The organism is Citrobacter sp. SX206 (genome assembly GCF_024181025.1).
Taxonomy (GTDB): Bacteria; Pseudomonadota; Gammaproteobacteria; order Enterobacterales; family Enterobacteriaceae; genus Citrobacter; species Citrobacter youngae.
Genome location: NZ_CP049738.1, coordinates 2,015,710 through 2,036,165, shown reverse-complemented (window position 1 = coordinate 2,036,165; position 20,456 = coordinate 2,015,710). Strand labels below are relative to the sequence as shown.

Here is a 20,456-nt window from a genome sequence, read left to right as displayed (position 1 = left end):
AATAGGTGTGAAAGTGGCACCAGAAGGCAATACGCAGGGTATCGCTTCTGGCTAAAACAGAGGCCTACCCTGCGATTTTAACTCAGCAGGAGAACAGAGGGTTAATCGTGGCTGTGACGTTCCTGAATGGCCGTCAGAGAGCCTTCAGACTGTGCTTCCTTATAATGCTTGCGGCACACCGATACATAGCGTTCATTTCCGCCTATAACGACCTGCTCTCCTTCGTTATAAGGCCTTCCGGCCTGATCAAGGCGTAATACCATGCTGGCCTTACGGCCACAGAAACAAATAGTTTTTAATTCAACCAGCTTATCTGACCATGCAAGCAGGTATTCGCTACCACCGAAGAGTTCACCACGAAAATCAGTGCGTAAGCCATAACACAACACGGGAATATCCAGTTGATCAACAACCTCTGATAATTCATAAACCTGCTGTCGCGTCAGAAACTGAGACTCATCAACCAGCACGCAGTGAATTCGTTGCTGCGCATTCTCCGCACGAATCTCCTCGAACAATGATGAATTTTGGTTAAACAATTTTGCAGGTGACGACAGGCCTATACGTGAACTTACTTTTCCCGCGCCAAAACGGTCATCAATTTCCGCTGTATATACAACGGCACGCATCCCACGTTCCTGATAATTGTATGAAGATTGCAGCAATGCCGTCGACTTGCCTGCATTCATTGCAGAATAGTAAAAATAAAGCTGTGCCATTGTGTATCGGCCCTCACCGGGGAAAATAAATATGGGCAGGATTGTATCATATTTCACAAACATGTCGGTGCAGCGTGACATCCGGGATGTATAAAAGAACGTGCGAACATCGCCCTGTTTCGTCTAAATACCCCGCTGCGCGGAAGTGTCCTTGAGTACTTTCTCAAGTGTACGATAGAGTGAAAGTCCGCTGCCAAAGCACAAACAACCTGAAGTATGATGAGTATATACACATTCTTTCACAAATAGTGCTCCTGAAATTCATCAACGTCACTTATCATCACCGCGCAATAAAGAAACCCTGCCCTTATTGTTATTGCATCTAACGATAGCCACCTTGTAATAGGGGATTCCCGTAAGCAAAACTAATACAAAAGGTTGAAATCACTGCAAAGAGATACTATTTGTACACCATGAAATGTGACCTGAATCTTGAATTTTTACTCGCTGCTGCCATGAAGCCCGCATACCAATAAGCCTTTTTTATGCCCGGCATCGTCGTAAAATTAAGACAGAACAATTAATACAGACACTAAATAAAGAGCAATTTTGAATTCCTTACATTCCTGGCTATTGCACAACTGAATTTATCGCTCTATTATTAGCTCAACAAACCACCCCCAATATAAGTTTGAGATTACTACAATGAGCGAAGCACTTAAAATTCTGAACAACATCCGTACTCTTCGTGCGCAGGCGAGAGAATGTACTCTGGAAACGCTTGAAGAAATGCTGGAAAAATTAGAAGTTGTAGTTAGCGAGCGTCGCGAAGAAGAAAGCGCTGCGGCTGCTGAAGTTGAAGAGCGTACTCGTAAACTGCAACAATATCGTGAAATGCTGATTGCTGATGGTATTGATCCGAACGAACTGCTGAATAGCATGGCAGCGGTTAAGTCCGGTACCAAAGCTAAACGCGCAGCGCGTCCGGCTAAATATAGCTACGTTGACGAAAACGGTGAAACTAAAACCTGGACTGGCCAGGGTCGTACACCGGCTGTGATCAAAAAAGCGATGGAAGAACAAGGTAAACAACTGGACGATTTCCTGATCAAGGAATAATTCAGAAATAGTTTGCTTAAAATCCCGCCACTGGCGGGATTTTTTTACCCGTACTTCGCACATCGCCCTACCCAAATTAGGTATAAAAAAACGGCGCTGGATTAGCAGCGCCGTTCTGTCCTTATAATACCGCGAGGTTACTTCTTAATACCCATCTCATCTTCAAGCCACGCTTTAAATTCAGCGCCAAGCGTATTATGGCGAATACCATATTCAACAAACGCCTGCATATAGCCCAGCTTATTACCACAGTCATGGCTTTTACCCTTCATGTGATAGGCTTCTACCGTTTCTTTTTCGATCAGCATATCGATAGCATCGGTCAGCTGAATTTCATCACCTGCTCCCGGAGGTGTTTTTGCCAGCAGAGGCCAGATATCCGCACTGAGAACATAACGCCCCACAACGGCCAGATTAGATGGCGCAACGTCTGCTTTCGGTTTTTCTACCACGCCAACCATCGGTACGCTTTCACCAGGCGTTAATTCAACGCCCTTGCAATCAACAACGCCATAAGCCGTTACGTCTGCTACAGGCTCCACCATAATCTGGCTGCTGCCTGTTTCATCAAAACGGTGGATCATTTCAGCAAGGTTGTCACGGGATAAATCAGATTCGTATTCGTCAAGAATAACGTCCGGCAGGATGACCGCAACGGGTTCATCGCCAACAACCGGATGGGCACACAATACCGCGTGCCCCAGACCTTTTGCCAACCCCTGACGCACCTGCATAATAGTGACATGCGGAGGGCAAATAGATTGCACTTCTTCCAGAAGCTGACGTTTTACGCGCTTTTCAAGCATCGCTTCAAGTTCAAAGCTGGTATCAAAGTGGTTTTCAATTGAATTTTTAGACGAGTGAGTCACGAGTACAATTTCAGTGATGCCCGCAGCAATACATTCGTTCACGACGTACTGAATTAATGGCTTATCAACCAACGGTAGCATCTCTTTCGGGATTGCCTTCGTAGCCGGTAACATCCTGGTTCCTAATCCCGCAACCGGGATAACGGCCTTTTTGACTTTTGAATTAAGGGCAGCCATTTAAAACTCTCCTGGACTGTTCATGTATTGAACATGTTCATCAATCTGTTTCGCATCCGAGTATATCAGTACCGCAGTAAGCTTCAGGTCTGAAAAGGACGCGCGTCGGTATAATTAAGATAAATACGTATAAATCTGGCGCTGATAGTAGCACTCGCCGCGTGAGGGAGGTGAGCCAATTTGATTCACCTACCTGTCAATTGTTCATTCCGCAGACAACATCAGGCGCAAACGACCGCCTGCCCCCCAGATTTGGCATTGCCAGGACTCACTACGCTGGCTCAGTTGATTAAGATACGCATTACCTAAGGTGCCCAGCGGAACACCATTACTGATTTGTACATTATGTGAACCTGTATTTAATGTCGCATTCAGCCCTGCTGATACCAAAATCAGGTTTTTTAATCCGCTGTGATAATAGCCCACCAGCAAAGGAAACTGTCCTGGTAAATTAGCCTGACGCAGTAAATGATTCACCTGCTTCAATAACGCACCCAACTCCGGCAATCGTTGATTTTGATGTGCCAACTGTTCCTGTAGCAAACCGTTAAATAGCGCACGCAGTAGTAATGCCGCCAGGACGCCATTATCCCCGGCCCTTGTCACATCCAGACAATAAAACGCGAGATCATGGTCTGAGAGCGGCGCAATATCCAGAACCAGCCCTGGCTGATCGGCGGCGACCAACTGGCGGTAGTTAACCCGACAATGCGAGATGACCTGCGACACTGGGGGCTGCAATTCTTGCAACAGTTTTGCAGCAGCTGCAGGATCGCCCACCATCGCATCCCAGTCGCGAAACAGCCGCTCTTCTTCTTCCACACGAGAATTAAACATATTGGGATAAAGACACGCAAAAACGGTTTCTCGCAGGCGGTTAAGGTCCTTCACGGGCTTTAAAAGAACATCATCCACACCGAGTCGTAATGCTTTGGCAATATCGGCCATATTTTCCGTTGCGGAGATCACCAGAATAGGCGTCTGATCGCCACGATTACGCAGATACTCAACCAGTTTAAGGCCGTTCATTCTCGGCATAGCGAGATCGCAAATCATCAGGTCGGGGGTGAAGCGCCCCAGTAACTCCAGCGCATCAAGCCCGTCTCCCGCTACTGCTGTTGTCGCTCCCAAAGAGGAAAACCATGAATCCAGAAGCGAGCGAAATACCGGCTCATCTTCAACGATAAGAATCTGTTTTCCGACCAATGGCTGCGTCATATTCTCCCCCCTGACTGGCTTTAGTAAATAGTGGCATGCTATTGCAACTCACGCCTGTCAGAATTTGCTTAAGTGTTGATGAAAAATGCGTTAAACGTTGGTTTTTACCAGGGGCAGAAGCTCATCCATTTTCTTCTCGACCGCTAACTGCCCGGCAGCAATAGCAGCACTGGCGCGATGGAAATCCAGCGTAGATATTTGCGGACAAAACGGCTGAATCAGAATATCAGGTGGATCTCCAGCCATACGGTTGCGCTTGAGACGGTTTTCCAGAACCTGAATCGAGGTCGTCATGATCTCCATCGCCGTAGGTGCCGTGACTGCACGCCGGGCCGTAATGTTGCTCAAACGTTCTTTCAGGCGGGCATGCCATGACAGCTCATCATCATCGTTCGATTCGGTTTCACTATTGACGTTGAAGGAGAGCAGATCCTGTTGCATCAGGTGCGCATCATGTTGCAGGTCGACTGCAATAACGATATCGGCCCCCAACGCACGCGTCAGGGAGACGGGTACAGGGTTCACCACCGCGCCATCAACCAGCCAATAACCATTATGCGCCACAGGTGACATCAGGCCAGGAATACTGCAGGAGGCACGGACGGCAAGATGCAAATCACCTTCGGTAAACCAGAGTTCACGGCCCGTACTTAGATTGGTTGCGACAGTAGCAAAACGACGTGAGCATTGTTCGATAGATTCTACCGGCATGACATTCCGATACTGATTGAATACCCGTTCGCCGCGCAATAATCCGCCCCTGCGCCACGAGAGATCCATCAGGCGTAAAACATCCCAGTAACTGAAGGAGCAAACCCACTGTTCAAGCGCGGGGAGTTTGTTACATGCGTAGGCGGCTCCGACCAGTGAGCCAATGGAACACCCTGCCACAATATCAATATCAATGCCCATGTGTTTCAGGGCTTTGATCACACCAATATGCGACCAGCCGCGTGCTGCGCCGGAACCTAGCGCCAGCCCAATTTTTATTTTTCTCATTATACCTACAGACTTCCCCTGGCTTGCAGACGTAGCAACATCGCCACGGCTCAGTTAACATAGTGCCACCCTGGCGTTTTTACGCCGTTTTTTTATTCCAGGGAGTACTTTGTGTCTCAGCTTTGTCCCTGTGGTAGCGCTGTCGAGTATAGCCTATGTTGCTACCGTTATGTGTCCGGTGCACAAGTAGCACCTACGCCGTCACATCTCATGCGTTCTCGCTACTGTGCTTTTGTGATGAAAGACGCAGATTACCTCATCAAAACCTGGCATCCAGATTGTCATGCCGCCGATTTCCGGGATGACATTATTGCAGGATTTACCCATACCGAATGGCTGGGACTGACCGTTTTTGAACAGCAGACGGCAGAAACCGACAATATCGGCTATGTCAGTTTTGTCGCACGGTTTTCTGAACAGGGAAAAACAGGCGCAATTATCGAACGCTCTCGTTTTTTAAAAGAAAACGGTCAGTGGTACTATATCGATGGTACACGCCCGCAAATTGGACGAAACGATACCTGCCCTTGTGGCTCCGGTAAAAAATTTAAAAAGTGCTGCGGCTAATCAACGCCCGACAGTATCAATTATGCAAACATTCTCAACAGGATCTCCGCTGCAAATGCATTCATTACAACGAAAAGTGCTGCGTACAATTTGCCCGGACCAAAAAGGTCTGATCGCGCGCATTACTAACATCTGTTACAAGCACGAACTGAACATCGTGCAAAACAATGAGTTCGTGGACCACCGTACCGGGCGTTTTTTCATGCGCACCGAGCTGGAAGGCATTTTTAACGATGTCACACTGCTGACCGATCTGGACAGCGCGCTACCAGAAGGTTCCATTCGCGAGCTTACGCCTGCGGGACGGCGCCGCATCGTTATTTTAGTCACCAAAGAAGCCCACTGTTTGGGCGATCTGTTAATGAAGGCCAATTACGGCGGACTGGATGTTGAAATTGCTGCGGTTATCGGCAACCACGACACGCTACGTTCCCTGGTTGAGCGTTTTGATATTCCTTTTGAGCTGGTCAGCCACGAAGGATTAACGCGTGACGAACATGACCAGAAAATGGCCGATGCTATCGACGCACATCAGCCAGACTATGTCGTGCTGGCAAAATATATGCGTGTCCTGACGCCGACATTTGTTTCTCGCTTCCCGAATAAGATTATCAATATCCACCACTCATTCCTGCCAGCGTTTATTGGTGCTCGCCCGTACCATCAGGCTTATGAGCGCGGAGTGAAGATCATCGGTGCGACGGCTCACTATGTAAATGATAACCTCGATGAAGGTCCGATCATCATGCAGGACGTGATTCATGTGGATCATACCTATACCGCAGAGGATATGATGCGTGCCGGTCGTGACGTTGAAAAAAACGTATTAAGCCGCGCGCTTTATCAGGTTCTCGCGCAGCGTGTCTTTGTTTACGGTAACCGAACGATTATTCTGTAATCGATTGATAATTTTATTGGTTACCTTTACATCTTTACGCGTAAAAATCAGGCAACCAGTTCTTTTTTATCAACGGAATGCTTTACAGGGGCGCATCATTTGATATGATGCGCCCCGCTTACAAAGGAAGCAGGCCAGTAACATAGCATTACCCCGTGGTGGGGTTCCCGAGCGGCCAAAGGGAGCAGACTGTAAATCTGCCGTCATCGACTTCGAAGGTTCGAATCCTTCCCCCACCACCATTATTCACTACAGTGATGTAGTAACCCCAATAAGCTATGCTGAAGTTTGCACTTACTGGGAAGGGTGAGAATCTTCGATTAAGGTTCGACTCGAGCGAAAGCGAGAGAACGTTGCCAGCGGCAACGGCCCGAAGGGTGAGGAGCGAAGCGACGAATAATCCTTCCCCCACCACCATCCTCAAGCTTTACCTACAATTTGAATTACCCCTGGTGGGGTTCCCGAGCGGCCAAAGGGAGCAGACTGTAAATCTGCCGTCATCGACTTCGAAGGTTCGAATCCTTCCCCCACCACCATCATCTCCTGTAAGACTTCACTAAATCATATCTCAATGCCTTATATTCTACCCAGTCGGGAAGGATGAGAAGCTTCGACTAAGGTTCGATTCGAGCGTAGCGAGAAAGCGTTGCCGCAGGCAACGACCCGAAGGGCGAAGCGCACAGCGCTGAGTCATCCTTCCCCCACCACCATCTTCTCTTGTAAGACTTTACTAAATCATATCTCAATGCCTTATATTCTAACAAGTCGGGAAGGATGAGAAGCTTCGACTAAGGTTCGATTCGAGCGTAGCGAGAAAGCGTTGCCGCAGGCAACGACCCGAAGGGCGAAGCGCACAGCGCTGAGTCATCCTTCCCCCACCACCATTACTTCATATATCACCAACACCAAGTCCATCTGCAATACCCCATATTCTGCCCTCAATACGTGCCAGCAATTTGCCTGAGGCGCTACGCTTATCAGGCCTACAGAGAACTGACGTCTGTGTAGGCTGGATAAGGCGGTTACGCCGCCATCCGGCGTGCAGAATACAAAAAACCCCGCCGTAGCGGGGTTTGGTGCGTTACAACGCGAAATTAATGACGGGCGCGCACAATCTGATATTTACGTGTCAGATACTCGACTGGCACGCTCCAGATATGTACCAGACGCGAGAATGGGAACAACAGGAACAGCGTCATACCCAGCACAAGGTGCACACGGAAAATAAATGCGACGCCATCCAGATACTGAGACGCTCCGCCATGGAAGGTCACCACTGATTGTGCCCAGTTCACCAGCTTCATCATTTCGCTACCGTCCATATGCTGGGCGGAGAACGGAATGGTCAGCAGGCCCAGTGCACACTGGATAACCAGAACAGACAACACCAGAATGTCGGCTCCCGTGGTCGTTGCACGCACGCGTGGACTAAACAGACGACGTTTCAGCAGCAGTACGCCCCCCACCAGGCACATCACACCACTGGCACCACCGGCAAACATCGCCATCTTTTGCTTCACTTCAAGCGGTAACCACGCTTCGTACATCCAGTGTGGCGTCAGCATCCCCAGGAAATGACCCGCGAAGATGCCAAGGATCCCAATGTGAAACAGGTTTGACGCAAGGTTCATCCCTTTGCGATCCAGCATCTGGCTGGAAGCCGCACGCCAGGTATACTGACCGTAGTCGTAACGTAACCAGCTGCCAATCAGAAAGACAGAACCCGCAATATACGGATAGATGTCAAAGAAGAACGTATTCAGGAAGTGCATTAGTTCTGTCCTCCGGTGGTGATGTTCAGGTACTGCGGCGCAACGGCCCCGGCAAAACGACGCTGGTGAGCAGAAATTTCAGACTCACCACATCCCTGGTCGGCAAAGAATTTCACCTGCTCTTCTTCCCAAACAGCATCCAGTGCCTGCGGCGTGTCGTCACGAACTTCATCCGCAATTTTTTCGGCCACTTTGTCACCGTCGATAGCGGTATTCGCCAGTTTTAACAGCAGATCGAACAGCACCGCGTAACGGCTTTCGCGCTGTTGCAGACGCGCACTGAGCAGCGCCAGAATCGGGGCGATATCCTGCAAGCCACCTAACGCTTCGCTTTTTGGCAACTGTGCGAGGTACTCCAGATACAGCGGCAAGTGATCTGGCAATTCGCGGCTATCGAGTTGTAGCCCGTGCTGCTCATACTGCGCCATCAGGTCAACCATCGCCTGTCCACGATCGCGGGATTCACCGTGAACATGTTCAAACAGCAGTAGCGAAGTCGCACGACCACGGTCGAACAGTTCGCTATAGCTTGCCTGTGCATCCAGCATGTCCTGCGCAGTTAAATCGCGCAGGAAAACGCCCAGAGTCTGGGCATCCTCTTTGTCCAGGTTTTCAGATGACGCGAGTGCATCGAAAAGTTCCTGCTGATGCTGCCACAAGGCAGCATCCGGGTACTCGAGCAGACGCGAAACAATGACGAGTTCAATCATTGGTGCGGCTCCGTTTTGCTGGTCACATCGACAGCATCGATGCGGCGACTGTTGAACAGATTGAATTTAGTATCAGAACCGTGGCAACCATCACCAAAGGTGAAACCACAACCGCTCTTCTCCGGGAATGCTTCACGCGCCAGTTCGCGATGGCTGCTCGGGATCACAAAACGATCTTCATAGTTAGCAATCGCCAGGTAACGATACATCTCTTGTGCCTGAGCTTCGGTCAGCCCGACTTCTTCCAGCGCGCGGGTATCAACTTTACCGTCTACGGTTTCTGCGCGTTTGTAGTGACGCATCGCCAGCATACGTTTCAATGCCCGCAGTACCGGCTGGGTATCACCCGCAGTCAGCAGGTTCGCCAGGTACTGAACCGGGATACGCAGGCTGTCCACGTCTGGCAGAATACCGTTGCTACCCAGTTCACCCGCGTCAGCAGCGGACTGAATCGGAGATAAAGGTGGCACATACCAGACCATCGGCAACGTGCGGTATTCCGGATGCAGCGGCAGCGCCAGCTTCCAGTCCATCGCCATTTTGTATACCGGAGACTGCTGGGCCGCGTCGATTACACTCAGCGGAATGCCATCTTTCAGTGCCTGTTCAATCACCGCTGGATCGTTTGGATCGAGGAATACGTCCAGCTGACTCTGATACAGATCTTTCTCGTTCTCGGTGCTTGCCGCGCTTTCAATCGCATCTGCGTCATACAGCAGCACGCCGAGATAACGAATACGACCTACGCAGGTTTCAGAGCAAACTGTCGGCTGACCGGCTTCGATACGCGGATAGCAGAAAATGCACTTCTCAGATTTCCCGCTCTTCCAGTTGAAGTAGATCTTCTTATACGGGCAACCGGTGATACACATACGCCAGCCACGGCACTTGTCCTGGTCAATCAGCACGATGCCATCTTCTTCACGTTTGTAGATGGCGCCACTTGGGCAGGTCGCCACGCACGCCGGGTTCAGGCAGTGCTCGCACAGACGGGGCAGATACATCATGAAGGTGTTTTCGAACTGGCCGTACATCGCCTTCTGTATATTTTCGAAGTTCTGGTCTTTCGCCAGTTTCTCGAACTCGCCGCCCAGGTCATCTTCCCAGTTCGGACCTTTGGTGATTTTGTCCATACGCTGACCGGTAATCAGCGAGCGCGGACGGGCGATCGGCTGCGCCTTGCTATCAGCAGGTGCGTTGTGCAGCGTCTGGTAGTCGAAATCAAACGGCTCGTAGTAATCATCAATGCCCGGCAGATGCGGGTTAGCAAAGATTTTACCCAGCAGCAGCGCTTTGTTACCCATGCGCGGCACCAGCTTGCCGTTGATTTTACGGATCCAACCGCCCTTCCATTTTTCCTGGTTTTCCCAGTCAGTCGGGAACCCCGTACCTGGCTTCGTTTCAACGTTATTGAACCAGGCATATTCGGCACCTTCACGGCTGGTCCAGACGTTTTTGCAGGTTACTGAACAGGTGTGGCAACCGATGCACTTATCGAGATTCAGCACCATGCCGACTTGTGAACGAATTTTCATTTTACGCTCTCCTGTACCTGGTCATTGCCTTCACCATCCAACCAGTCAATGTTCTTCATCTTACGTACCACAACGAACTCATCACGGTTCGACCCTACGGTGCCGTAGTAGTTAAAGCCGTAGGCCAGATGTGCATAGCCGCCGATCATGTGGGTCGGTTTCGGCGTAATACGCGTTACCGAGTTATGGATCCCGCCACGCTGCTGGGTAATTTCTGAACCTGGCAGGTTCACAATACGTTCCTGCGCGTGGTACATCATGGTCATCCCGGCCGGCACACGTTGGCTGACAACGGCACGGGCGGTTAAGGCACCGTTGCTGTTGAAAACTTCGATCCAGTCGTTATCTTCGATACCCAGTTCTTTCGCATCAACTTCACTCATCCACACGATCGGACCACCGCGTCCCAGCGTCAGCATCAGCAAGTTGTCGCTGTAGGTGGAGTGGATACCCCATTTCTGGTGCGGCGTCAGGAAGTTGAGCGCTTTTTCCGGATTACCGTTAGACTTCTCGCCCATCACCTCTTTCACCGAACGGGTGTCGATTGGCGGACGATAAACCAGCAGGCTTTCACCGAAGTCGCGCATCCACTGATGATCCTGATACAACTGCTGGCGACCAGAAAGCGTGCGCCAAGGGATCAGCTCGTGAACGTTGGTATAACCGGCGTTATAAGACACATGTTCATCTTCCAGACCTGACCAGGTCGGGCTGGAGATAATTTTGCGCGGCTGCGCCTGAATATCACGGAAGCGAATCTTCTCATCTTCTTTGTTCAGCGCCAGATGCGTATGGTCACGTCCGGTAAATTCACTCAGCGCTTCCCAGGCTTTCACGGCAACCTGACCATTTGTTTCCGGTGCCAGGGTGAGGATCATCTCAGCGGCATCAATAGCCGTGTTTAGACAAGGCTGTCCTTTCGCCGGGCCTTCCGCCTTGGTGTAATTGAGCTTACGCAGCAAGTCCATTTCACTCTGGGTGTTCCAGGCAATCCCTTTACCACCGTTACCGATTTTTTCCATCAACGGACCGATAGAGGTGAAGCGCTCGTAAGTTGCCGGGTAATCACGCTCAACGGTCATGATGTGCGGCGCGGTAACACCCGGAATCAGGTCGCATTCGCCTTTTTTCCAGTCCTTCACGTCTAACGGCTGCGCCAGTTCGGCGGCAGAGTCGTGCTGGATTGGCAGCGTCACCACGTCGGTTTCTTTCCCGAGGTGGCCTACGCAGACTTCAGAGAATTTCTTCGCGATGCCTTTGTAGATTTCCCAGTCGCTTTTCGATTCCCAGGCCGGGTCAACAGCGGCAGACAGCGGATGAATAAACGGATGCATATCCGAAGTATTCATATCGTCTTTCTCGTACCAGGTTGCGGTAGGCAGCACGATGTCGGAGTACAGACAGGTGCTCGACAGACGGAAGTCCAGCGTCACCACCAGATCCAGTTTGCCGTCCAGCCCGTTGTCCTGCCATTCCACTTCTTCTGGCTTCACGCCGCCCTGTTTACCCAAATCCAGCCCCTGAATACCGTGCTCGGTACCCAGCAGGTACTTCAGCATGTATTCATGACCTTTACCGGAAGAACCGAGCAGGTTAGAACGCCAAATAAACAGGTTACGCGGATGGTTTTTACCGTTTTCTGGTTGTTCTGCCGCAAAGCGAATAGAACCTTCTTTCAGAGATTTAACGGTGTAATCGACGGGTGTCATCCCAGCTTTTTCCGCCTCACGCGCAATGTACAGCGGGTTAGTACCCAACTGCGGTGCGGACGGCAACCAGCCCATACGCTCGGCGCGTACGTTAAAGTCAATCAAATGACCGCTGTAGCGGGATTTATCCGCCAGCGGAGACAGCAGTTCCTGCGCGGTGACCGTCTCATAGCGCCACTGGCTGGAGTGGTTATAGAAGTAGGAGGTGCTGTTCATGTGACGCGCCGGACGCTGCCAGTCGAGGGCAAACGCTAGCGGCTGCCAGCCTGTCTGCGGACGCAGTTTTTCCTGGCCCACATAGTGGGCCCAGCCGCCACCGCTCTGACCAACGCAGCCGCAGAAAATCAGCATGTTGATCAGGCCACGATAGTTCATATCGAGGTGGTACCAGTGGTTCAGACCCGCGCCGACAATAATCATCGAACGACCGTGCGTCTTGTCGGCATTATCTGCAAATTCACGGGCGATGCGCACGATTTGAGAACGTGAAACACCGGTGATTTTTTCTGCCCACGCCGGGGTATACGCTTTTACGTCATCGTAGCTGGTCGCGCAGTTTTCATCATTCAGACCACGCTCAAGGCCGTAGTTAGCCATGGTCAGATCGTAAACGGTGGTCACCAGAGCCGTAGAGCCATCGGCCAGTTGCAGTCGTTTCACCGGCAGTTTATGCAGCAGAACGTTTTCCAGTTCGACTTTATTGAAGTGTTCAGTTCCTTCGCCACCGAAGTACGGAAAACCGACTTCAGCGATGTCATCCTGACTACCCAGCAGGCTCAGTTGCAGTTCGGTTTCGGCACCAGACGTACCGTCACGCTGCTCCAGGTTCCATTTGCCTTTTTCACCCCAGCGGAAGCCAATTGAACCGTTTGGCGCAACCATTTCGCCGTTGCTGTTAATCGCGACAGTTTTCCATTCCGGGTTGTTTTCCTGGCCCAGAGAATCGACCAAATCTGCCGCACGCAGCATACGCCCAGCGGCATAGTAACCGTCACGCTCTTCAAGCATGACCAACATTGGCATGTCGGTGTAACGGCGCACGTAATCGGTAAAGTACTGGCTTGGGTTGTCGAGATGGAACTCACGCAGCATAACGTGGCCCATCGCCAGCGCCATCGCCGCATCGGTCCCCTGCTTCGGTGCCAGCCACAGGTCGCAAAGCTTGGCGATTTCTGCGTAGTCCGGCGTAATCGCGACAGTTTTGGTACCTTTGTAGCGAACTTCAGTGAAGAAGTGCGCATCCGGGGTACGGGTCTGCGGTACGTTAGAACCCCAGGCGATGATGTAACTGGAGTTGTACCAGTCAGCAGATTCAGGTACGTCTGTCTGCTCACCCCAGGTCTGCGGAGACGCAGGCGGTAAGTCGCAATACCAGTCGTAGAAGCTCAGGCAAGTACCGCCGATCAGCGACAGGTAGCGCGCGCCAGAAGCATAAGAAACCATCGACATTGCCGGGATCGGTGAGAAACCAGCAACGCGGTCAGGACCATAGGTTTTCACGGTATAGACGTTAGATGCCGCAATCAGTTCGTTTACTTCCTGCCAGGAAGAACGGACAAACCCGCCACGACCACGCGCTTGTTTGAAGCTTTTTGCTTTATCGGCGTCTTCGATGATGGAGGCCCAGGCGTCAACGGGATCGCTGTGCAGTCTTTTCGCTTCACGCCACATCTTCATCAGACGTTTGCGCATCAGCGGATATTTGAGGCGATTTGCGCTGTAGAGATACCAGGAATAGCTCGCGCCACGCGGGCAGCCGCGAGGTTCGTGGTTTGGCAGATCAGGACGAGTACGCGGGTAGTCAGTTTGCTGGGTTTCCCAGGTTACCAGACCATTTTTCACGTAGATTTTCCAGCTGCATGAGCCGGTACAGTTTACGCCGTGGGTTGAACGCACGACTTTGTCATGCTGCCAACGCTGGCGGTATCCGTCCTCCCAGTCCCTGTTGGTGTTGAGAAGCTGGCCGTGCCCATCGGCAAAGGTTTCGCCCTTCTGTTTGAAGTAGCGAAACCGGTCCAGGAATTTACTCATCGGTTTTCTCCTGTAGGAGCCTGACGGCTCTCTGATAAATCGACATTGCTTGATTGGGGGTGAAGGTAACGCTCTGAAAGGACGTGATAATTGATAACGATCAAGGCAGGCAGGGATGAAAAATGAGGGTTGGTTTTTACATACCCCCAAAGTGGGATATTGATATTTAACGTAATGAATTGAATTTAAAGGATTTTAAATAATTCACTTATCATGCAAATGTTAAATTCTTTATAAGTGGGTATTAAGGGGTATCCCCCCTGCTTAGCATATTGCGTACGCCGTTCTCACAGGCTGTTGTCATGCCACAATACAAAAGTATGTTGTAACTAATTACAGGCAAAAAAAAGCGCGGTCTAACACCGCGCAATGGATAATCAACCTACACTTCATCCTTCAAACTGCTTCTGCGTTGGCTGCGCTCGTTCTCCCCAGTCACTTACTTCAGTAAGCTCCTGGGGATTTCTCACTTGCCGCCTTGATGCAGTTAGAATGATTTTGTGTATACCTCTTTTTTACTTTTTAGAATGACGTCCGTATACCACCCAGGTGATGACCACGCAGGCGACATAGAAGATCAGAAATACTTTCATCGCACCGACCGGAGAACCGGTTAATGCCAGGGACGTACCAAATGCTTTCGGGATAAAGAAGCCGCCGATCGCACCAATAGCAGAGATAAAGCCCAACGCTGCCGCAGTGTCGGTTGCCGCCTCGCGCATCGCTTTCTCTTCTGAACCGCCTTCAGCTTTCACTCTGTCCATCGTCAGCTTACGGAAGATGACAGAGATCATCTGGAAGGTTGAACCACTCCCCAGCCCGGCCGTCAGGAACAGCGCCAGGAACACGGCGAAGAAGGCAATGAAGTTGCCGCCGACACCGTTTGATGGCAGCGTCAGGAACAATAAGGCACTGAAAATAGCCATCAGCACGAAGTTCACCAGCGTGACGCGGGTCCCGCCCAGACGGTCAGAGATTGCGCCGCCCGCAGAACGCGCCAAAGCGCCAATGAACGGCCCAAAGAAGGCATAATGCAGGATCTGCACTTCCGGGAACTGCGTTTTTGACAGCATCGCGAAACCTGCGGAGAAGCCGATAAAAGAGCCGAAGGTTGCCAGATACAGCAGGCTCATAATCCACAAATGCCCGCGTTTCAGCACCGGCAATTGCTCTTTCAGCGAGGCTTTTGAGGTTGCCAGTTCGTTCATACCGAACCATGCGGCCAGCGTGAAAATAGCGAGGAACGGCACCCAAATCCATGCGGCGTTTGCCAGATACAACTGCGTGCCATCCGGTTGTTCAACGCCATGGCTGCCAAAAGCGGCGAAGATGGACAGTGAGACCACCAGCGGCGCAACCAACTGCATCACGCTGACGCCCATGTTGCCCAGGCCGCCGTTCAACCCCAGCGCGCCGCCCTGTTTCTGTTTTGGAAAGAAGAAGCTGATATTTGCCATGCTGGAAGCAAAGTTCGCACCGGCAAAACCGCACAGCAGGGAGATAATAATAAAGGTACTGAACGGCGTGGTGGTATCCTGCACAGCAAAGCCTAACCACACGCAGGGGATTATCAGGATACCTGTGCTGAACGCTGTCCAGCGTCGTCCACCAAACAGGGGAACCATAAAGGAGTACGGTACGCGCAGCAGCGCGCCGGAAACTGAAGGCAATGCCGTCAGCATAAACAGCTGCTCAGTGGTGAAATTGAATCCCACTTTCGGTAAGTTCACCGCCACTGCGCTAAATAACATCCATACGCAAAACGCCAGCAGCAGACAAGGGACTGAAATCCACAGGTTACGGCTGGCAACTCGTTGACCACGCTGTTCCCAGAAGGCGGGATCTTCCGGCCGCCATTCCGTGATTACAGCTCCAGATGCCCTTTCCGGGGCAGATGAGTGACTCATAGACACCTCTGATACTTGTTTCGATGCCTGCAACATTAGGGTTTACAGCCGGGGGTAAGTTGATATAAATCAAAGGAAAAGGTGTCATTATTAACGCCTAAAATTTATCATTACCCTAAATGAGTACATAACTTCGGTAAAAAAGATGTGGTTTTTCACGCTTCTGTCGCACCCTACTCCCCGACGTCCGGGATCTCTCCCCCTGCCGGCAATTAAGGGGTAGCCCGTTTGAGGTATGGGTATACTCCAGTGTATCGCTGAGAATAGCGGCACTGCCTGCAGCAGAATCGTCATTCAATAAGGTTTTCTGCTCACTGAAAACCCGAAGGAAGAAGTCACATGTTTAAACGTTGTCTTTCCCCGCTTACGCTGGTTAACCAGGTGGCGCTGATTGTTTTGCTGTCTACCGCGCTTGGCGTGGCGGGTATGGCTGTCTCCGGCTGGCTGGTTCAAGGCATTCAGGGTAGCGCTCACGCGATCAATAAAGCCGGCTCGCTACGTATGCAGAGCTACCGTTTGCTGGCTGCCGTACCGCTGGACGCCAGCGATCAACCGCTGCTGGATGAAATGGAACAAACGGCGTTTAGCCCTGAACTGACTCGTGCCGCGCAGCGCGACGGCCAGCAGATCCAGTTAAAGGCATTACAGGATTACTGGCACACCGAACTGGCACCTGGGCTTAAACATGCACAAACGGGGGATGCGGTCGCCGACGACGTTTCACGCTTTGTGACCGGACTGGATAAGTTGGTTACCGCCTTTGACCATACCACGGAGTTGCGTATTGAACGCGTTGTTATGCTGCATCGCCTGATGGCAGTATTTATGGCTCTGCTGCTGGTCTTTACGATTATCTGGCTGCGCGTACGTCTGCTGCAGCCGTGGAAACAACTGCTGGCGATGGCCCGCGCCGTCAGCCAGCGTGATTTTACGCAACGTGCGCATATCAGCGGACGTAATGAGATGGCGGCACTGGGTTCGGCGCTGAACAATATGTCCGAAGAACTGGCCGAAAGTTATGCCGTACTGGAACAGCGGGTGCAGGAAAAAACCGCGGGTCTGGAACATAAAAACCAGATCCTCTCTTTCCTGTGGCAAGCCAACCGCCGTCTGCACTCACAGATACCGTTGTGTGAGCGGCTTTCACCGGTACTCAACGGGTTGCAAAATTTAACGCTGCTGCACGATATTGAGTTGCGGGTTTATGACCTGGAAGATGAAGATAATCATCAGGAATTTACCTGCCAGTCGAGTGCCAGTTGCGATGAAAAAGGTTGTCATCTGTGTCCACGAGGCACACTGCCCGCCATTGATGGTGGCACTACGCTGAAATGGCGGCTGACCGATGCGCATACCCAGTACGGTATTCTGCTCGCCACCTTGCCGTACGGGCGTCATCTCAGTCACGATCAGCAGCAACTGGTCGATACTCTGGTTGAACAACTCACCGCAACACTGGCGCTGGACAGACACCAGGAACGTCAGCAGCAGTTGATCGTGATGGAAGAGCGTGCCACCATTGCTCGCGAACTCCATGATTCTATTGCACAATCGCTCTCCTGTATGAAGATGCAGGTCAGTTGTTTGCAGATGCAGGGCGACGCGCTCCCGGAAAACAGTCGTGAGTTGCTAAGTCAGATTCGTAACGAGCTGAACGCCTCCTGGGCACAGCTACGTGAATTGTTGACGACCTTCCGTTTGCAGTTGACTGAGCCTGGGTTGCGGCCCGCGCTGGAAGCCAGCTGCCAGGAATACAGCGCTCGCTTTGGTTTTACGGTGAAGCTGGATTATCAGTTGCCGCCGCGCCTGGTCCCTTCACATCAGGCGATCCACCTGCTGCAGATTGCCCGTGAGGCCCTGAGTAATGCGCTTAAACACTCTCAGGCCAATGAAGTCATCGTGGCGGTGGTGCAAAATGGCAAACAGGTCAAACTGACAGTGCAAGATAACGGCTGCGGCGTACCAGAAAACGCCGAACGCAGTAACCACTACGGCATGATTATAATGCGCGACCGTGCGCAGAGCTTGCGCGGCGATTGCCGTGTACGCCGTCGCGAGACGGGCGGTACTGAAGTTGCTGTCACTTTTATTCCCGAAACAAACTTCACAGAAGTCCAAGGAGATACCCATGAGTAATCTGGAACCGGCAACCATCCTGTTGATCGACGATCATCCGATGCTGCGCACCGGTGTAAAACAGCTTGTCAGCATGGCGTCCGATATCACCGTGGTCGGCGAAGCCAGTAATGGCGAGCAGGGTATCGAGCTGGCTGAATCACTTGATCCCGATCTGATCCTTCTTGATCTCAACATGCCGGGAATGAACGGTCTGGAAACGCTTGATAAGCTACGAGAGAAATCTCTGTCTGGACGCATCGTCGTTTTCAGTGTTTCCAACCATGAAGAAGACGTCGTGACTGCCCTGAAACGCGGTGCTGACGGCTATCTGTTGAAAGACATGGAGCCAGAAGATCTACTGAAGGCGTTGCAACAGGCTGCCGCCGGTGAAATGGTACTGAGCGAAGCCTTAACCCCGGTTCTGGCCGCCAGCCTGCGCGCTAACCGTGCGACCTCCGATCGTGATGTAACTCAGTTGACGCCACGTGAACGCGATATTCTTAAGCTCATCGCCCAGGGTCTGCCTAACAAGATGATTGCTCGCCGCCTCGATATCACCGAAAGCACGGTAAAAGTGCATGTAAAGCATATGCTGAAGAAAATGAAGCTTAAATCACGCGTTGAAGCCGCGGTATGGGTGCACCAGGAACGCATCTTCTGATAACGCGAGTATTAACGAGGATCATTTCCCGAAACGGCATTAAACGGTTCGGGCAGTGATAGCGTGATCTCATTGGAAGAGACACGCTGGCCCTGCTCGTCTTCCACGACGACCGACAGCCGCCAACGGTTGGTTGCTCCTTCACTGCTATCCCACTTCGGCATAATAACCGTCCAGCCTTGCGCACTACGAGGATGGCTTCCGGCCGTTAAACTCAATGCTTTCGTGTCTCCCTGCCATGTCAGATGACGGATGCCATACTGACTACGCACCTGTAATTTCAACGCTACCGTCCCGCCGGGTTTCAGATCCCACGGCGGTGTTGTCAGAAATACAGATAAGGTTTTACGCTGGCGATACTCCAGCGTTGGCACGCTGTTACGCTGAGGATCGTCATAACGACTCCCGCGCAGCGATCGGCTGTTTGCGACTTCACTCACCATTAACTGTTTTTTTAACGGAACGCCAAAACGATAATTGAGGGTCAATCCCAGATTATTTTGGCTTACCCCGCTTTCGCCCTGTTTATGCTGCGCGGTCACCGTAATCAGCGGCACTGGCGTATAGCTCAGTCCCAGGTTTACCGCCACCGGATTGCGGTAGCCCGTTCCCGAATGGAAAAGGTCTACCCGATCGCCAAAATATTGCTCGACGCTGACGCTGGTATTGAGATGCTCATAAAAGGGTAACCGCATCAACGCAGTAAGGTCGTAGCCCCGCGCCATCCTTTGCTCCTGTGTCGAAGAACGATTCTGCCACGAGGAAAACGGCTGGTAGTAGTTGGCGGATAGCCGCAGATACTCTCCCCACGCCTCGGCGCCGAACCCGCCACGCGGCAGATTCTCATCCAGCAGGTTGTCATAAAAGGTGTTGTAACCCACTAACCAACCGTCACGTACCCAGCGCTGCCCAATCCCCGCATTACTGACCAGGCCTTCGTCCTGCTGCGTCAGTCCCAGCTGGCTCCAGGTGAGATAGCGTTGATTGTCCTGCCACGGGATAAACCAGCTTCCTCGACTGCCGGCAAAGCTACCTTCATTATCCACCTGCAACCCAACGCTGGCATTCCCCCACGGAGAAAGCCAGGATTCCAGTTGCTGATTCACCTGCTCACTGACTGTGTCACGCACCTGGCCAAACGCGAACTGCTTCGCTTGCTCGCCAGTATCAAGGCCGTTATCGGTCATGCTGGCTTCCCCAAACGCTTTAACCATTTCGGCAAAGTGCTTTTCGCCTGCCCGCGACTCCGACGCCATACCGAGATCGGGCAAGCCATCACTATTGTTATCGAAAGGGTTTTCCGCCTGGTGAATAAAAGACGATTGCGCGCTGGCAGTACCGCCTGCAAACGGCAAGAGTGAGAATACTGCGAGAGATAAATAAATATTACGGCTCAAATCGTTAGTGGTTTCTTACATCAATTAGCCACAGCGGCATACTTATCTTAAACCATAACGTCTTCAGCATTGATTTTCAGCCCTTCCTTCCTTTTTCGGCATTATCCTGG

General features: G+C 51.6%; 15 protein-coding genes, 2 tRNA genes and 3 other RNA genes. 10 read left to right on the top strand and 10 right to left on the bottom strand.

What is annotated here, in order from left to right:
- Nucleotides 1-101: 101 nt before the first annotated feature.
- Nucleotides 102-719: a thymidine kinase gene (gene tdk, locus G8S19_RS09970; protein WP_005126397.1), complete on the bottom strand. Its 618-nt coding sequence runs from the start codon at nucleotides 717-719 to the stop codon at nucleotides 102-104.
- 645 nt (nucleotides 720-1,364) lie between these two features.
- Here tdk and hns point away from each other — a divergent pair.
- Nucleotides 1,365-1,778: a histone-like nucleoid-structuring protein H-NS gene (gene hns / locus G8S19_RS09965; RefSeq protein ID WP_003020723.1), complete on the top strand. Its 414-nt coding sequence runs from the start codon at nucleotides 1,365-1,367 to the stop codon at nucleotides 1,776-1,778.
- A gap of 137 nt (nucleotides 1,779-1,915) precedes the next feature.
- Here the strand turns inward: hns and galU are convergent, their stop codons facing one another.
- The 3 genes from galU to rssA all read right to left on the bottom strand — a co-directional run bounded on the left by galU (nucleotide 1,916) and on the right by rssA (nucleotide 5,041).
- Nucleotides 1,916-2,824, bottom strand: coding sequence for a UTP--glucose-1-phosphate uridylyltransferase GalU (galU, locus tag G8S19_RS09960; protein ID WP_045443617.1), 909 nt, complete (start codon nucleotides 2,822-2,824; stop codon nucleotides 1,916-1,918).
- 204 nt (nucleotides 2,825-3,028) lie between these two features.
- Nucleotides 3,029-4,042, bottom strand: a complete 1,014-nt coding sequence (gene rssB, locus G8S19_RS09955) for a two-component system response regulator RssB (protein WP_061068012.1) — start codon at nucleotides 4,040-4,042, stop codon at nucleotides 3,029-3,031.
- Nucleotides 4,043-4,132: 90 nt separating this feature from the next.
- On the bottom strand, nucleotides 4,133-5,041 hold the full coding sequence (gene rssA / locus G8S19_RS09950) for a patatin-like phospholipase RssA (protein ID WP_048211475.1): 909 nt from the start codon (nucleotides 5,039-5,041) through the stop codon (nucleotides 4,133-4,135).
- 111 nt (nucleotides 5,042-5,152) lie between these two features.
- Here rssA and G8S19_RS09945 point away from each other — a divergent pair, with 111 nt between their 5' ends.
- From G8S19_RS09945 to G8S19_RS09915, 7 genes are all read left to right on the top strand, one after another.
- On the top strand, nucleotides 5,153-5,608 hold the full coding sequence (locus G8S19_RS09945; RefSeq protein ID WP_061068013.1) for a YchJ family protein: 456 nt from the start codon (nucleotides 5,153-5,155) through the stop codon (nucleotides 5,606-5,608).
- A gap of 55 nt (nucleotides 5,609-5,663) precedes the next feature.
- Complete coding sequence (gene purU, locus G8S19_RS09940; RefSeq protein WP_005126391.1) at nucleotides 5,664-6,506, top strand: formyltetrahydrofolate deformylase; 843 nt, start codon at nucleotides 5,664-5,666, stop codon at nucleotides 6,504-6,506.
- Between the two features lie 157 nt (nucleotides 6,507-6,663).
- A tRNA-Tyr gene (locus G8S19_RS09935) sits at nucleotides 6,664-6,748 on the top strand.
- Between the two features lie 43 nt (nucleotides 6,749-6,791).
- A non-coding RNA gene (locus G8S19_RS09930) (RtT sRNA) lies at nucleotides 6,792-6,923 on the top strand.
- A gap of 34 nt (nucleotides 6,924-6,957) precedes the next feature.
- Nucleotides 6,958-7,042 (top strand) — tRNA-Tyr (locus G8S19_RS09925).
- Between the two features lie 43 nt (nucleotides 7,043-7,085).
- Nucleotides 7,086-7,216: non-coding RNA, RtT sRNA (locus G8S19_RS09920), on the top strand.
- A 43-nt stretch (nucleotides 7,217-7,259) separates the two neighbouring features.
- Nucleotides 7,260-7,390, top strand: a non-coding RNA gene (locus G8S19_RS09915) — RtT sRNA.
- Nucleotides 7,391-7,600: 210 nt separating this feature from the next.
- Here the strand turns inward: G8S19_RS09915 and narI are convergent.
- From narI to G8S19_RS09890, 5 genes are all read right to left on the bottom strand, one after another.
- On the bottom strand, nucleotides 7,601-8,278 hold the full coding sequence (narI, locus tag G8S19_RS09910) for a respiratory nitrate reductase subunit gamma (RefSeq protein ID WP_048211472.1): 678 nt from the start codon (nucleotides 8,276-8,278) through the stop codon (nucleotides 7,601-7,603).
- Complete coding sequence (gene narJ, locus G8S19_RS09905; RefSeq protein ID WP_048211471.1) at nucleotides 8,278-8,988, bottom strand: nitrate reductase molybdenum cofactor assembly chaperone; 711 nt, start codon at nucleotides 8,986-8,988, stop codon at nucleotides 8,278-8,280. The genes narI and narJ overlap by 1 nt, the downstream gene beginning before the upstream one ends.
- Nucleotides 8,985-10,523 (bottom strand): nitrate reductase subunit beta, encoded by a 1,539-nt coding sequence (narH, locus tag G8S19_RS09900; protein WP_101742308.1) that lies wholly within the window; start codon nucleotides 10,521-10,523, stop codon nucleotides 8,985-8,987. The genes narJ and narH overlap by 4 nt, the downstream gene beginning before the upstream one ends.
- Nucleotides 10,520-14,263, bottom strand: coding sequence for a nitrate reductase subunit alpha (locus G8S19_RS09895; RefSeq protein WP_115601913.1), 3,744 nt, complete (start codon nucleotides 14,261-14,263; stop codon nucleotides 10,520-10,522). The genes narH and G8S19_RS09895 overlap by 4 nt, the downstream gene beginning before the upstream one ends.
- 515 nt (nucleotides 14,264-14,778) lie before the next feature.
- Nucleotides 14,779-16,170, bottom strand: a complete 1,392-nt coding sequence (locus G8S19_RS09890; protein ID WP_061068016.1) for a NarK family nitrate/nitrite MFS transporter — start codon at nucleotides 16,168-16,170, stop codon at nucleotides 14,779-14,781.
- Nucleotides 16,171-16,509: 339 nt separating this feature from the next.
- Here G8S19_RS09890 and narX point away from each other — a divergent pair, with 339 nt between their 5' ends.
- Both narX and narL read left to right on the top strand, forming a co-directional pair.
- Nucleotides 16,510-18,306 carry a nitrate/nitrite two-component system sensor histidine kinase NarX gene (gene narX, locus G8S19_RS09885; protein ID WP_048211467.1) on the top strand — a complete coding sequence of 599 codons (1,797 nt, stop codon included), beginning with the start codon at nucleotides 16,510-16,512 and terminating at the stop codon, nucleotides 18,304-18,306.
- Nucleotides 18,299-18,949 carry a two-component system response regulator NarL gene (narL, locus tag G8S19_RS09880; RefSeq protein ID WP_061068018.1) on the top strand — a complete coding sequence of 217 codons (651 nt, stop codon included), beginning with the start codon at nucleotides 18,299-18,301 and terminating at the stop codon, nucleotides 18,947-18,949. Before narX ends, narL begins: the two co-directional genes overlap by 8 nt.
- 11 nt (nucleotides 18,950-18,960) lie before the next feature.
- Here the strand turns inward: narL and G8S19_RS09875 are convergent, their stop codons facing one another.
- Nucleotides 18,961-20,346 (bottom strand): YchO/YchP family invasin, encoded by a 1,386-nt coding sequence (locus tag G8S19_RS09875; RefSeq protein WP_101743258.1) that lies wholly within the window; start codon nucleotides 20,344-20,346, stop codon nucleotides 18,961-18,963.
- Nucleotides 20,347-20,456: the final 110 nt, after the last annotated feature.